At 69.2% G+C, this 12,937-nt stretch carries 12 protein-coding genes; 1 reads left to right on the plus strand and 11 read right to left on the minus strand.

What is annotated here, in order from left to right; genetic code table 11:
* Window positions 1–112 precede the first annotated feature (112 nt).
* From pssA to PV963_RS37205, 9 genes are all read right to left on the minus strand, one after another.
* The gene (gene pssA, locus PV963_RS37165; RefSeq protein ID WP_274820849.1) at window positions 113–973 is read right to left on the minus strand and encodes a CDP-diacylglycerol--serine O-phosphatidyltransferase; all 861 of its coding nucleotides are present in this window, start codon (window positions 971–973) and stop codon (window positions 113–115) included.
* Complete coding sequence (locus tag PV963_RS37170) at window positions 960–1,616, minus strand: phosphatidylserine decarboxylase (protein ID WP_184990621.1); 657 nt, start codon at window positions 1,614–1,616, stop codon at window positions 960–962. The genes pssA and PV963_RS37170 overlap by 14 nt, the downstream gene beginning before the upstream one ends.
* 170 nt (window positions 1,617–1,786) lie before the next feature.
* Window positions 1,787–2,992: an acyl-CoA dehydrogenase family protein gene (locus PV963_RS37175; protein ID WP_274820850.1), complete on the minus strand. Its 1,206-nt coding sequence runs from the start codon at window positions 2,990–2,992 to the stop codon at window positions 1,787–1,789.
* A 2-nt stretch (window positions 2,993–2,994) separates the two neighbouring features.
* The gene (locus PV963_RS37180) at window positions 2,995–3,507 is read right to left on the minus strand and encodes a MaoC family dehydratase (RefSeq protein ID WP_274820851.1); all 513 of its coding nucleotides are present in this window, start codon (window positions 3,505–3,507) and stop codon (window positions 2,995–2,997) included.
* A 5-nt stretch (window positions 3,508–3,512) separates the two neighbouring features.
* Window positions 3,513–4,529, minus strand: coding sequence for an HpcH/HpaI aldolase/citrate lyase family protein (locus PV963_RS37185; protein WP_274820852.1), 1,017 nt, complete (start codon window positions 4,527–4,529; stop codon window positions 3,513–3,515).
* On the minus strand, window positions 4,526–6,553 hold the full coding sequence (locus PV963_RS37190; protein WP_274820853.1) for a protein meaA: 2,028 nt from the start codon (window positions 6,551–6,553) through the stop codon (window positions 4,526–4,528). The genes PV963_RS37185 and PV963_RS37190 overlap by 4 nt, the downstream gene beginning before the upstream one ends.
* Window positions 6,554–6,563: 10 nt before the next feature.
* On the minus strand, window positions 6,564–7,907 hold the full coding sequence (gene ccrA, locus PV963_RS37195) for a crotonyl-CoA carboxylase/reductase (protein WP_274820854.1): 1,344 nt from the start codon (window positions 7,905–7,907) through the stop codon (window positions 6,564–6,566).
* 379 nt (window positions 7,908–8,286) lie between these two features.
* The gene (locus PV963_RS37200) at window positions 8,287–9,096 is read right to left on the minus strand and encodes a TetR family transcriptional regulator (RefSeq protein WP_274820855.1); all 810 of its coding nucleotides are present in this window, start codon (window positions 9,094–9,096) and stop codon (window positions 8,287–8,289) included.
* A 136-nt stretch (window positions 9,097–9,232) separates the two neighbouring features.
* On the minus strand, window positions 9,233–11,038 hold the full coding sequence (locus tag PV963_RS37205) for a 3-hydroxyacyl-CoA dehydrogenase family protein (RefSeq protein ID WP_274820856.1): 1,806 nt from the start codon (window positions 11,036–11,038) through the stop codon (window positions 9,233–9,235).
* A 390-nt stretch (window positions 11,039–11,428) separates the two neighbouring features.
* On the opposite strand from PV963_RS37205, the gene PV963_RS37210 reads away from it, so the two are divergent.
* Window positions 11,429–12,004, plus strand: a complete 576-nt coding sequence (locus tag PV963_RS37210) for an adenylosuccinate lyase (protein ID WP_274820857.1) — start codon at window positions 11,429–11,431, stop codon at window positions 12,002–12,004.
* A 2-nt stretch (window positions 12,005–12,006) separates the two neighbouring features.
* On the opposite strand, the gene PV963_RS37215 is transcribed toward PV963_RS37210, so the two are convergent.
* Together PV963_RS37215 and PV963_RS37220 are read right to left on the minus strand one after the other, a co-directional pair.
* Window positions 12,007–12,534 carry a GNAT family N-acetyltransferase gene (locus tag PV963_RS37215; protein WP_274820858.1) on the minus strand — a complete coding sequence of 176 codons (528 nt, stop codon included), beginning with the start codon at window positions 12,532–12,534 and terminating at the stop codon, window positions 12,007–12,009.
* Window positions 12,531–12,929 (minus strand): RidA family protein, encoded by a 399-nt coding sequence (locus tag PV963_RS37220; RefSeq protein WP_274820859.1) that lies wholly within the window; start codon window positions 12,927–12,929, stop codon window positions 12,531–12,533. The genes PV963_RS37215 and PV963_RS37220 overlap by 4 nt, the downstream gene beginning before the upstream one ends.
* Window positions 12,930–12,937: the final 8 nt, after the last annotated feature.

A 12,937-nucleotide genomic window follows, 5' to 3' on the forward strand; every position in this document is an offset into this window, starting at 1 on the left:
GAGCACATGCGGACCGCGATGCCGGCGCAGCGGCGGATCAAGGGACGGAAAACCCGAGGGGCCCGGACCGAATCACGATTCGGTCCGGGCCCCTCGGGCGACGTAAGCAGAACTACGGGACCTGCGCCGCCCGCGCCTCGCGGCTCTCGCGCCGGTTGTCACGGAAGGTGTTCACCCGGCGCGCCGTCGCGAACAGCGGGATCGTCGCCGCCATCACGATCTGCAGCGCGCAGCCCGTCTGCAGCAGTACCTGGCCGCCCGGCGCGTCGAACGCCCAGGCAGCCAGCATGCCCATGGCCGACACGATCCAGCCGAGCATCGCCACCGCGAGGATGCCCCGCGGCTTCGGGTACTCGACCCGGCTCACCATCAGCCACGCGGTACCGACGACGGCCAGCAGTGTCGCCTCGAACGGCAGCTCGAGCAGCACGATCGAGACGACCGTGAGTGCACCGAACGGCGAGGGCATGCCCTGGAACGTGCCGTCCTTCACGGTGACGCACGAGAAGCGGGCAAGCCGCAGCACCACCGCCAACAGCACAACGATCGCGCCCACCGCCGCGACCCGCTCATGCGCGTCCCTCGCGACCATGCCGTACACGAGCACGAAGTACGCGGGCGCCAGACCGAAGCTGATCAGATCGGAGAGGTTGTCCAGCTCCGCACCCATCGGCGACGACCGCAGCTTGCGGGCGACGAGGCCGTCGAACAGGTCGAAGACAGCCGCGCACAGCATCAGTATCACGGCCGTGGCCGCGCTGTTGCGGGCCATGCCCAGATCGTCACCGGACAGGTGCGGGATGAGGATGCCGGTGGTCGTGAAGTACACCGCCATGAAGCCGCACGTGGCGTTGCCGAGCGTCAGGGTGTCCGCTATCGAGAGGCGAAGAGAGAGGGGCATCTCCTCTTCTTCGTCCACCTCGTCGGCCTCCGGGACCCAGCCGGCCTTGGTATCAGGATCAATCACGGTCAATGCGAGTCACCCCAGCCACGGTCTTCTGCCCCACCTCGACCGCGACCTCCACACCCTCGGGCAGGTAGAGGTCGACACGCGAGCCGAAGCGGATCAGGCCGATCCGCTCGCCCTGCTCGACCTTGGTGCCCTGGGGCACGTAGGGAACGATGCGGCGGGCGACCGCGCCGGCGATCTGGATCATCTCGATGTCACCGAGCTCGGTGTCGAAGTGCCAGACGACGCGCTCGTTGTTCTCGCTCTCCTTGTTGAAGGCGGGAACGAAGCCACCGGGCACGTGCTCGACCGACGTCACGGTGCCGGCCAGCGGCGCGCGGTTGACGTGGACGTTGAGCGGGCTCATGAAGATCGCGACGCGGGTGCGGCCGTCCTTCCACGGCATGATGCTCTGCACCACACCGTCGGCGGGCGAGATGACCCGGCCCTGGGCGATCTCGCGCTCGGGGTCGCGGAAGAACCACAGCATTCCCGCCGCGAGCGCGGTGGCGGGAACGGCGACGGCCTTGGCGGCGCCGGAGCGACGGGCGCGGGCCAGGCTGAGGGCTGCGGTGGCGACGGTCGGAAGGAGCCACGGCGATGCTCCGCGCGCGAGGCGTACGCCGGCCCGGCTGTCGCGAGGTGCAGAGGTTTGGCTGTGGGGCATGGATGACCTTCGTAGCGGATGATGCCGCACTCTGACGGGGGACGGCGGCTTTCCGGCGATCGTAGCGGCTCGGGGCCCTAACTGGGTAAGCCAGGCAGCCGAGTCGGCCGCCGAGGAGTGCTGACGGGGTGTGATCTTCTTCTCCAAGAAAACACCCCGTATCCGGACATCTAGCCCTGGAATCGATACTCTTCGAGCAGCCGCCTGCCGATGATCATTTTCTGGATCTCGGCGGTACCTTCACCGATCAGCAGCATCGGTGCCTCACGGTAGAGGCGCTCGATCTCGTACTCCTTGGAGAAGCCGTAGCCGCCGTGGATCCGGAAGGAGTCCTCCACGACCTCCTTGCAGTACTCGGAGGCGAGGTACTTCGCCATCCCAGCCTCGAGGTCGTTTCGCTCACCGGAGTCCTTTTTGCGAGCTGCGTTCACCATCATCGCATGCGCGGCCTCGACCTTGGTAGCCATCTCGGCCAGCTTGAACTGGATCGCCTGGTGCTGGGCGATCGGCTTCCCGAAGGTGTGACGCTGCTGCGCGTACCGGACGCCCAGTTCGAACGCACGCTGAGCGACGCCACAGCCACGCGCCGCCACGTTCACGCGGCCGACCTCGACGCCGTCCATCATCTGGTAGAAACCACGGCCGGTGACGCCGCCGAGCACACGATCCGCAGGAATCCGCAGGCCATCCATGATGAGTTCGGTGGTGTCGACACCCTTGTACCCCATCTTGTCGATCTTGCCGGGGATGGTGAGGCCGGGGCGGACCTCGCCGAAACCCGGCTCCTTCTCGACCAGGAAGGTCGTCATCGACTTGTGGGGCGCGGTGCCCTCGGGGTGACCTTCGTCACTTCGGACCAGAACGGCCACCAATGACGACGTACCGCCGTTGGTCAGCCACATCTTCTGGCCGTTCAGGACGTACTCGTCGCCGTCCTTCACCGCCTTGGAGGTGATGGCCGACACGTCCGAGCCGAGGCCCGGCTCCGACATCGAGAAGGCGCCCCGGATGTCGCCGGCGGCCATCCTCGGCAGGAAGTGGTCCTTCTGCTCCTGCGTGCCGTGCTGCTTGAGCATGTACGCCACGATGAAGTGCGTGTTGATGATGCCGGACACCGACATCCAGCCGCGGGCGATCTCCTCCACGCACAGCGCGTACGTCAGGAGCGACTCGCCCAGGCCCCCGTACTCCTCGGGGATCATCAGGCCGAACAGGCCCAACTCCTTCAGCCCGTCGACGATCTGCTGCGGGTACTCGTCGCGGTGCTCCAGCTCGGTCGCGACCGGGATGATCTCCTTGTCCACGAAGTCCCGGACGGTGGAAAGGATCTCCTGCTGGATGTCCGTCAGACCGGCGGTCTGGGCGAGTCGCGCCATGGCTACTTCTCCTGCTCCTTGAGCTCGGGGCGGCCCGGCTGCTCGCCGCCGCGCTCCTTGATGTACGTCTCGGTCGGCACCATCACCTTGCGGCGGAAGACGCACACGAGTGTGCCGTCCTGCTTGTAGCCCTTGGTCTCGACGTGCACGATGCCGCGGTCGTTCTTCGACTTCGACGGCCACTTGTCGAGCACGGTCGTCTGCCCGTAGATGGTGTCGCCGTGGAAGGTCGGCGCCACGTGCTTGAGCGACTCGATCTCCAGGTTGGCGATCGCCTTGCCGGAGATGTCCGGCACGGACATGCCGAGCAGGAGCGAGTAGACGTAGTTCCCGACGACGACGTTCTTGCCGAAATCCGTCGTCTTCTCCGCATAGTTCGAGTCCATGTGGAGCGGGTGGTGGTTCATGGTGAGGAGACAGAACAGGTGGTCGTCGTACTCGGTGACCGTCTTTCCCGGCCAGTGCTTGTACGTCGCCCCGACCTCGAACTCCTCGTAGGTGCGTCCGAACTGCATGGCCGTCACGCCTCCGGGATCTCGAACTTGCTGGTGCGCTGCATACCGGCGGCGCGTCCCTTGCCCGCGATGACCAGGGCCATCTTGCGGCTGGCCTCGTCGATCATCTCGTCGCCGAGCATCGCGGAGCCCTTCTTGCCGCCCGCCTCGGACGTGTAGTAGTCGTACGCGTCCAGGATCAGCTCGGCGTGGTCGTAGTCCTCCTGCGAGGGCGAGAAGATCTCGTTGGACGCCTCGACCTGGCCCGGGTGCAGCACCCACTTGCCGTCGAAGCCGAGGGCGGCGGCGCGCTGGGCGACCTCGCGGTAGCCGTCGATGTTGCGGATCTGCAGGTAGGGGCCGTCGATCGCCTGGAGGTTGTTGGCGCGGGCGGCCATCAGGATCTTCATCAGGATGTAGTGGTAGGCGTCCGCCGGGTAGCCGGGCGGCTGCTCGCCCACGACGAGCGACTTCATGTTGATGGACGCCATGAAGTCGGCCGGGCCGAAGATGATCGTCTCGACGCGCTGGGAGGCCTGCGCGATCTCGTTGACGTTGTTGAGGCCCTGGGCGTTCTCGATCTGCGCCTCGATGCCGATCTTGCCGACTTCGAAGCCCATGGTCTTCTCGATCTGGGTCAGGAGGAGGTCGAGGGCGACGATCTGCTGGGCGTCCTGGACCTTCGGCAGCATGATGCAGTCGAGGTTCTGGCCGGCGCCCTCGACCACCGTCACGACGTCGCGGTACGTCCACTCGGTCGTCCAGTCGTTGACGCGCACGACCCGCGTCTTGCCCGTCCAGTCGCCCTCGTTCAGGAACTTGACGATGGTGTGCCGCGCCTCGGGCTTGGCGAGCGGGGCGCACGCGTCCTCCAGGTCGAGGAAGACCTGGTCGGCGGGGAGGCCCTGCGCCTTCTCCAGGAAGCGGGGGTTCGAGCCCGGTACCGCCAGGCAGGAACGCCGGGGGCGAAGGCGGTTAATCGAAGGGTGCGCGGCGGAGCCGCCCGTTGAAAGGGTGGTGGTGGGCGACGGGTGGGCGGTCATGCGGAGACCTCCAAGGGGTCGAGCTTGTTCGCTTTCCGGATCTCGTCGACGATGCGGCCGATGATTCCGGTGATGTCGAAGTCCTTCGGGGTGAAGACCGCGGCCACTCCGGCTGCCCTGAGCTGCTCGGCATCCCCGTTCGGGATGATGCCACCGGCGATCACCGGTATATCTGTGGCACCGGCCACACGCAGCCGTTCGAGCACGTCCGGCACCAGCTGGGCGTGCGAGCCGGACAGGATGGACAGGCCGACCGCGTGCACGTCCTCGGCGAGGGCGGCGTCCACGATCTGTTCGGGCGTCAGCCGGATGCCCTGGTAGACCACCTCGAAGCCGGCGTCACGCGCGCGTACGGCGATCTGCTCGGCACCGTTGGAGTGCCCGTCCAGGCCCGGCTTGCCGACCAGGAAGCGCAGCTTGCCCACGCCCAGCTCCCTGGCCGTCAGGTCCACCTTGCGACGGACCCGGTGCAGCGTGCTGCCCTCCTCGACGGGGACGGCCACCGGCGCGGAGGAGACACCCGTGGGCGCCCGGAACTCGCCGAACACCTCGCGCAGGGCCCCGGCCCACTCGCCGGTCGTGACCCCGGCGCGGGCGCACTCCAGGGTGGCCTCCATGAGGTTCTCGGTGCCGCGGGCGGCCTCCTTCAGCCGCTCCAGCGCCTTGCAGGGCCGCGGGTGGTTGAAGGGCGGCTGGTAGCGGCTGTCGCGCCACTGCTGGAGCGAGGCGATGACGCGGGCCTCGACCTCCGGGTCGACCGTCTGGATCGCGGTGTCCAGGTCGGCGGTCAGCGGGTTCGGCTCGGTGCCCTCGAAGGCGTTGACACCGATGATCTTCTCCTGGCCGGACTCGATCCGGCCCCGGCGTTCCGCGTGCGAGGCGACCAGCTGCGACTTGAGGTAGCCGGACTCGACGGCCGCCATCGCGCCGCCCATCTCCTGGATGCGGTCGATCTCCGCGAACGCGGCCTCGACCAGCTCCTCCACCTTCGCCTCGATCACCTTCGAGCCCTCGAAGATGTCGTCGTACTCCAGCAGATCGCTCTCGTACGCCAGCACCTGCTGGATGCGCAGCGACCACTGCTGGTCCCAGGGGCGGGGCAGGCCGAGGGCCTCGTTCCAGGCGGGGAGCTGCACGGCACGCGCGCGTGCGTCCTTGGAGAGGGTCACGGCCAGCATCTCCAGGACGATCCGCTGGACGTTGTTCTCCGGCTGCGCCTCCGTCAGGCCGAGGGAGTTGACCTGGACGCCGTAGCGGAAGCGGCGGTGCTTGGGGTTCTCGATGCCGTACCGCTCGCGGGTGATCCTGTCCCAGATGCGGCCGAAGGCGCGCATCTTGCACATCTCCTCGATGAAGCGGACGCCCGCGTTCACGAAGAAGGAGATCCGGCCGACGACATCGCCCATGCGCTCCTGCGGAACCTGCCCCGAGTCGCGCACGGCGTCGAGAACGGCGATCGCGGTGGACATCGCGTACGCGATCTCCTGGACCGGCGTGGCGCCCGCCTCCTGCAGGTGGTAGCTGCAGATGTTGATCGGGTTCCACTTCGGGATGTGGGAGACCGTGTACGCGATCATGTCCGTCGTCAGTCGGAGCGAGGGCCCGGGCGGGAAGACGTGCGTGCCGCGGGACAGGTACTCCTTGACGATGTCGTTCTGGGTCGTGCCCTGGAGCTTGGTGATGTCCGCGCCCTGCTCCTCGGCGACGACCTGGTAGAGCGCCAGCAGCCACATGGCCGTGGCGTTGATGGTCATCGAGGTGTTCATCTGCTCCAGGGGGATGTCCTGGAACAGCCGGCGCATGTCACCGACGTGCCCGATCGGCACGCCGACCCGGCCGACCTCGCCGCGGGCGAGGATGTGGTCGGAGTCGTAGCCGGTCTGCGTCGGCAGGTCGAACGCCACCGACAGACCCGTCTGGCCCTTGGCGAGGTTGCGCCGGTACAGCTCGTTGGACGCCTCGGCCGTGGAGTGACCGGCGTAGGTCCGCATGAGCCACGGACGGTCCTTCTGACGCTCTGTCATCCAGCAGCCCTCAGATGTTCCGGAAGCGGTTGATGGCGTCGATGTGCTTGGCGCGCTTCTCCTGGTCGCGCACGCCCAGGCCCTCCTCGGGGGCCATGCAGAGCACGCCGACCTTGCCCTGGTGGAGGTTGCGGTGCACGTCGTAGGCGGCCTGGCCGGTGTCCTCCAGGGAGTACACCTTGGACAGGGTGGGGTGGATCTTGCCCTTCGCGATGAGCCGGTTGGCCTCCCACGCCTCGCGGTAGTTGGCGAAGTGCGAGCCGATGATCCGCTTCAGCGACATCCACAGGTAGCGGTTGTCGTACTCGTGCATGTAGCCCGAGGTCGAGGCGCAGGTGGTGATGGTGCCGCCCTTGCGGGTGACGAAGACGCTCGCGCCGAAGGTCTCACGGCCGGGGTGCTCGAAGACGATGTCGATGTCCTCCCCGCCGGTGAGCTCGCGGATGCGCTTGCCGAAGCGCTTCCACTCCTTCGGGTCCTGGGTGTGCTCGTCCTTCCAGAACTTGTAGCCCTCGGCGGTGCGGTCGATGATCGCCTCGGCGCCCATCGAGCGGCAGATCTCCGCCTTCTGCGGCGAGGACACGACACAGATCGGGTTGGCGCCGCCGGCCAGCGCGAACTGGGTGGCGTACGAGCCGAGCCCGCCGCTCGCGCCCCAGATGAGCACGTTGTCGCCCTGCTTCATGCCGGCGCCGTTGCGGGAGACCAGCTGCCGGTAGGCGGTGGAGTTGACCAGCCCTGGGGCGGCGGCCTCCTCCCAGCTCAGGTGGTCCGGCTTGGGCATCAGCTGGTTGGACTTGACCAGCGCGATCTCGGCGAGGCCGCCGAAGTTGGTCTCGAAGCCCCAGATGCGCTGCTCGGGGTCGAGCATCGTGTCGTTGTGGCCGTCGCTGGACTCCAGCTCGACGGACAGGCAGTGCGCGACGACCTCGTCGCCGGGCCGCCAGGCGTTGACGCCCGGGCCGGTGCGCAGGACGACGCCCGCGAGGTCGGAGCCGATGATGTGGTACGGCAGGTCGTGGCGCTTGGTCAGCTCGCTGAGCCGGCCGTAGCGCTCCAGGAAGCCGAAGGTCGACAGGGGCTCGAAGATCGACGTCCACACCGAGTTGTAGTTGACCGACGAGGCCATGACGGCCACGAGGGCCTCGCCCGGGCCGAGCTCGGGCAGCGGCACCTCGTCCAGGTGGATCGACTTGCGGGGGTCCTTGTCGCGCGTGGCGAGCCCGGCGAACATCTCCGTCTCGTCCTTGTGCACGGTGATCGCGCGGTACGACTCGGGGAGCGGGAGGGCGGCGAAGTCCTCCGACGTGGAGTCGGGCGACTGGATCGCGGCCAGGATGTCCTTCACGGTCACGGTGTTGCCTCCGGCGGTGAGCGCCCTGAGGGAGGGGCGCTGACGGTTACGTCGGTGCTGCTGAGGGTCGAGGGTGTGCCGTCGGTTCGGCGGTGGTGCTGTTCGGCAGCGCTGGTGGCGCGGGAGGTTGCCTGTGACGCAGGCGTCCGGACGGGCAGGCGCTGGGCTTGCTGGGACATCGCCCGGACCTCTTCAACGTATGACACCGCGTGTCACCTCGCAAGGCACTGAGTGCCAGAACTTGCTCTCAGATGAAATCTTTACGTAACAAATGAGCGATGATCGATCGAACGGGGCTGTCGAGGGTCTGCAAAACGGCCCCTGACATGCCAAAACGGCCACCCCGAAGGGTGGCCGTCATCACACGGGCGAAGGGCGCTCAGCGTTCCTTGAGTGCCTGCTCGATCGTCCGCATGACCTCGTCCAGCGGGGCGTCGGTGCGGGCGACGGTCACCAGCACCTCGCCCTGCGCCGAGGCCGTCGCCGCGGCCGGCTGCGAGTCCGTGGAGCGCCCGGCCCCGATGCCCGTGCCGAACGTCCTGCGCACGATCGCGAAGGCGTGGTCCAGCTGCGCCTCCACGTCCCCCTGTCCGCCCGCCCGCAGCCAGCGCCGCAGGACGTGGTTGTGGGCGGTGACCACGGCGGACGCGGCGACCTCCGCCAGCAGCGGGTCGTCGTTGGCGTCGTCGGCGTGCGCGCGCTCGTCGAAGTGACCGAGGAGATAGCGGGTGAACAGGCGCTCGTAGCGGGCCACCGACGCGATCTCCGCCTCGCGCAGCGTGGGCACCTCGCGCGTCAGCTTGTAGCGGGCCACCGAGATCTCCGGCCGGGCCGCGTACATCTTCATGACTTCCTTGATGCCGCGGCACACCGTGTCGAGCGGATGCTCGTGCGCGGGCGCGGCGTTGAGCACCGCCTCGGCACGGATCAGGGTGTCGTCGTGGTCGGGGAAGATCGCCTCTTCCTTGGAGCGGAAGTGGCGGAAGAACGTGCGCCGGGCGACCCCGGCCTGGGCCGCGATCTCGTCGACAGTGGTCGCCTCGTACCCCTTGGTCGCGAACAGCTCCATCGCGGCTGCCGCCAGTTCCCGGCGCATCTTGAGCCGCTGGGCGGCGGCGCGAGAGCCTGCGGCACTTTCCGGCGCGTCGGTCGTAGCTGGTGTACGTGAGGACTTGGCGGGCTGGGACATGCCCCGAACGTACTGCATGTGCGCAGCTCGCTGCGCATGACCTGGTTCTCCGCCGCCGTCCGAGGACGGGCGGAACCGGTCCGGGCCGAGCAGGCCGCCCCACTTGGCGCCGGACCGGAACCAGTCACCGGGACCCTCAGCGCTTGGCATATTCGCGGAAGCCACGGCCCGTCTTGCGGCCGAGGCAGCCCGCGGCCACCAGGTGCTCCAGGAGCGGTGCCGGGGCGAGCCCCGGGTCGCGGAACTCGCGGTGCAGGACCTTCTCGATGGCGAGCGAGACATCGAGCCCGACGACGTCCAGCAGTTCGAACGGGCCCATCGGGTAGCCGCCGCCCAGCTTCATCGCCGCGTCGATGTCGTCGAGCGAGGCGTAGTGCTCCTGCACCATCTTGATCGCGTTGTTGAGGTACGGGAACAGCAGCGCGTTCACGATGAAGCCCGCACGGTCCCCGCAGTCGACCGGGTGCTTCCTGATCCGGCCGCAGACCTCACGGATCGTCGCGTGGACGTCGTCGGCGGTCAGCACCGTACGGACGACCTCGACCAGCTTCATGGCCGGCGCCGGGTTGAAGAAGTGCATGCCGATCACGTCCTGCGGGCGTGACGTGGCCCGGGCGCAGGCGACGACCGGCAGGGACGAGGTGGTGGTGGCCAGGACCGCGCCCGGCTTGCAGACCTTGTCCAGCGCGGCGAACAGCTGCCGCTTGACCTCCAGGTCCTCGGCGACGGCCTCCACGGCCAGGTCGACGGCGGCGAAGTCGTCGTATGTGCCCGTCGGCGTGATGCGGTCCAGGGTCTGCGCGGCGGCCTCGGCGGTCATCCGGCCCTTGTCGACCGAGCGGGACAGGGACTTGCCGATCCGGGCCTTCGCCGCCTGGGCCTTCTCCTCGCTGCGGGCCGCGAGGACCACCTCGTACCCGGCCTTGGCGAAGACCTCGGCGATACCGGAGGCCATGGTGCCCGAACCCGCGACACCGACCGAACGGACCTCCCGGCCCGGAACCAGGTTGCCGCCCTCCAGCGGGGTCAGCGCGTCCCGCACGACGGTGCCGCTGCCAGGCGCCTCGTACGTGTAGAACCCGCGGCCCGCCTTGCGGCCGGTCAGGCCCGCCTCGCTCAGCTGCTTGAGGATCGGCGCCGGTGCGTGCAGCCGGTCGCGGGACGCGGCGTACATCGCCTCCAGGACCGTGCGCGCGGTGTCGACCCCGATCAGGTCGAGCAGTGCCAGCGGGCCCATCGGCAGGCCGCAGCCCAGCCGCATCGCGGCGTCGATGTCCTCACGGGAGGCGTACTTCGCCTCGTACATCGCGGCGGCCTGGTTGAGGTAGCCGAACAGCAGGCCGTCGGCGACGAACCCGGGGCGGTCGCCGACCGCGACGGGCTCCTTGCCCAGGTCGAGGGCGAGATCGGTGACCGCCGTGACGGCCGCCGGCGCGGTCAGCACCGAGGAGACGACCTCGACCAGCCGCATCGCCGGGGCCGGGTTGAAGAAGTGCAGGCCGAGCACCCGCTCCGGACGGGCCGAGTCGGCGGCGAGCCGGGTGACGGACAGGGCGTTGGTGCCGGTCGCCAGGATCGTCTCGGGCCGCACGATCCCGTCCAGTTCCCGGAAGACCTGCTGCTTGATCTCGTACGACTCCGGAACCACCTCGATGACCAGGTCGGCGTCGGCCGCGGCCCGCAGGTCGGCGGAGGTACGGACGCGGTCCAGGATCTCCGCGCGGTCCTGCTCGGTCAGCCGCCCGCGCTCGACGCCACGGGCGGTGGAGGACTCCAGGGCGGCGACGCACTTCGCCGCCTGGGCCTCGCTGATGTCGATGCCGACGACCTCGCGGCCGGCCTTGGCGAGGACCTCGGCGATGCCGGTGCCCATCGTGCCGAGGCCGACGACTGCGATGGTGCGCAGCGGGGACAGGGACGGGTCGGAAAGGGGAGTGGCCATCGCGGGACTCCAGGAATGAGGGTGACGACGGGGAACGCGCCCGGGTGCGCCGAAGACGGGCCGGCGAAGAGCCGGACCCCGGGCGCACCGGGTGCGTGAGGAATGCGGGTGTTGGCCGGGCTGCGAGCGCACACGCCCGGTGCCGTCGGGCCGGGCGTGCACACGCCCGGTGAACGGCGGTTCCGACCGGCCCTGTCCCGGGGCCGAGCCGTACTGCGGTATCTGTACCGAACCGACTGCTCTCACGACGGCCGCGTCACCAGACCGCCGCGAGGAGATACGAGTGGGTAACTCGCTCGTCTGAGCTTAACTCGTGGGTAACGAGCACGCCAGCCCTCGTGTTTGTGATGTACGTCCCGAGCAGCTCACGACGCCTCTAATCTCTCAGTCATGGACGAAGAGTTGCGATCACTCACGGAGCGCTTACGGCAGGAGTCGGGGGCGTCGCCCGCCTTCGAGCGGCTCGTGGCGACCGACGACCTCGACGCCCTGGCCGCGGTGCTGACCGAACCCGGGCAGCCGTTGTGGGCGAGGGAGCTGGCCGCCTTCCGACTGGGACTCGCCGGGGACCGGCGGGCCTTCGAGTCCCTCGTGCTGCTGCTCAACCACCGTGACCCGCCGCGCTGCGCCTCCGCCGCCTACGCCCTCGCCCGCCTCGGCGACCCGCGCACCGCCCGCGCGGCCGCCGCCCTCGCCACCAACGAACTCCGTGTCGCCTACGCCCTGCACCCGGTCCGGCTCCTGGTCGAACTGCGCGCCCCGGAGGCCGTGCCCGCCCTGATCACCACCCTCCAGCGACGGCTGCGCCCGCACGACCCGTACCGCCGCGTGGCCCTCGCCTGCGTGGACGGGCTCGGCACGCTGGGCGACGCCCGGGCCAGACCCGTACTGAACGAGGCCCTGGCGCATCCGGCGTTGGCGGAGGCGGCGGTGCGGGCACTGGGGCGGATTCCCGAGCAGAGGTGAGATCAGCGGGGGAGTGCCTTGGCGTACCGCACCTCGGGCACCGCGACCCCGTCCACCTCGAAGGGCTCCTCGGCGCCGTCTGCCCGGAAACCGGCCCGTTCGTAGAAGCGGCGGGCCCGTTCGTTCTCCTTGAGCACCCACAGCAGGAGACGGTCGTGGCCCGCGGCGGCGCAGCGCGCGACCGACTCCGCGAGCAGGGCCTGACCCGTGCCCTGTCCCAGGTGCTCCGGATGGACGTAGATGGCGTACAACTCGGCGTCCCCGGTCACGACTTCGCCGTCCCGGTACGGCCCGTGGCAGGCCCAGCCCACGACCTCGCCGCCGGTGTCCTCGGCGACCAGGTTCACCACACTGCCGTCGCCCTGCGCGAGGTACGAGCGGCGCCGCTCGGCGTCCTCCGCGACGCTGAGCCCGTCCAGGTACGACTGCGGCATCATGCCCTGGTAGGCGCTCTGCCATCCGCGGGTACGGATCCGAGCGACGCGGTCGCAGTCGGCGAGCGTCATCTCCCTTATCCGGAGGCGGCTCATTCCGCCACCACCGCGAACGCCTCGACCTCCATCAGGAACTCCGGGCCGACCAGCCCGGCGACCCGCACCGCCGACGCGGCCGGCAGCCGGTCGTCGGGTATGTGCTCGGCCCGGGCGGCCCGGATGGCGGGCATATGGGCCATGTCCGTGACGAAGTAGGTGAGTTTGACGACGTCGTCGAAGGCCGCCCCGGCGGCGGCCAGACAGCGCCGGAGGTTGTCGAAGACCTGGCGGGCCTGCGCCGCCGGGTCGCCCTCGCCGACCAGCTTGCCCTGCTCGTCGAGCGCGAGCTGACCGGCGATCGCCACGAAACGGCCCGTGCCCATGACGACGTGGCTGTACTGGGCCGCGGCGGCGACTCCGTCGGGGGCGGGGATTCTCGTCAGCTCACTCATGGGTCCAT

The sequence above is a fragment of the Streptomyces coeruleorubidus genome, from assembly GCF_028885415.1.
Classification (GTDB): Bacteria; Actinomycetota; Actinomycetes; order Streptomycetales; family Streptomycetaceae; genus Streptomyces; species Streptomyces coeruleorubidus_A.

Excerpts from the sequence above, each read along its gene's own strand:
- PV963_RS37185 (WP_274820852.1), bottom strand. The coding sequence starts at position 4,529 with ATGACCGCCCACCCGTCGCCCACCACCACCCTTTCAACGGGCGGCTCC.
- PV963_RS37210 (WP_274820857.1), top strand. The coding sequence starts at position 11,429 with ATGGACGAAGAGTTGCGATCACTCACGGAGCGCTTACGGCAGGAGTCG.
- PV963_RS37200 (WP_274820855.1), bottom strand. The coding sequence starts at position 9,096 with ATGTCCCAGCCCGCCAAGTCCTCACGTACACCAGCTACGACCGACGCG.
- PV963_RS37190 (WP_274820853.1), bottom strand. The coding sequence starts at position 6,553 with ATGACAGAGCGTCAGAAGGACCGTCCGTGGCTCATGCGGACCTACGCC.
- PV963_RS37175 (WP_274820850.1), bottom strand. The coding sequence starts at position 2,992 with ATGGCGCGACTCGCCCAGACCGCCGGTCTGACGGACATCCAGCAGGAG.
- PV963_RS37215 (WP_274820858.1), bottom strand. The coding sequence starts at position 12,534 with ATGAGCCGCCTCCGGATAAGGGAGATGACGCTCGCCGACTGCGACCGC.
- PV963_RS37180 (WP_274820851.1), bottom strand. The coding sequence starts at position 3,507 with ATGCAGTTCGGACGCACCTACGAGGAGTTCGAGGTCGGGGCGACGTAC.
- PV963_RS37220 (WP_274820859.1), bottom strand. The coding sequence starts at position 12,929 with ATGAGTGAGCTGACGAGAATCCCCGCCCCCGACGGAGTCGCCGCCGCG.
- PV963_RS37170 (WP_184990621.1), bottom strand. The coding sequence starts at position 1,616 with ATGCCCCACAGCCAAACCTCTGCACCTCGCGACAGCCGGGCCGGCGTA.
- PV963_RS37205 (WP_274820856.1), bottom strand. The coding sequence starts at position 11,038 with ATGGCCACTCCCCTTTCCGACCCGTCCCTGTCCCCGCTGCGCACCATC.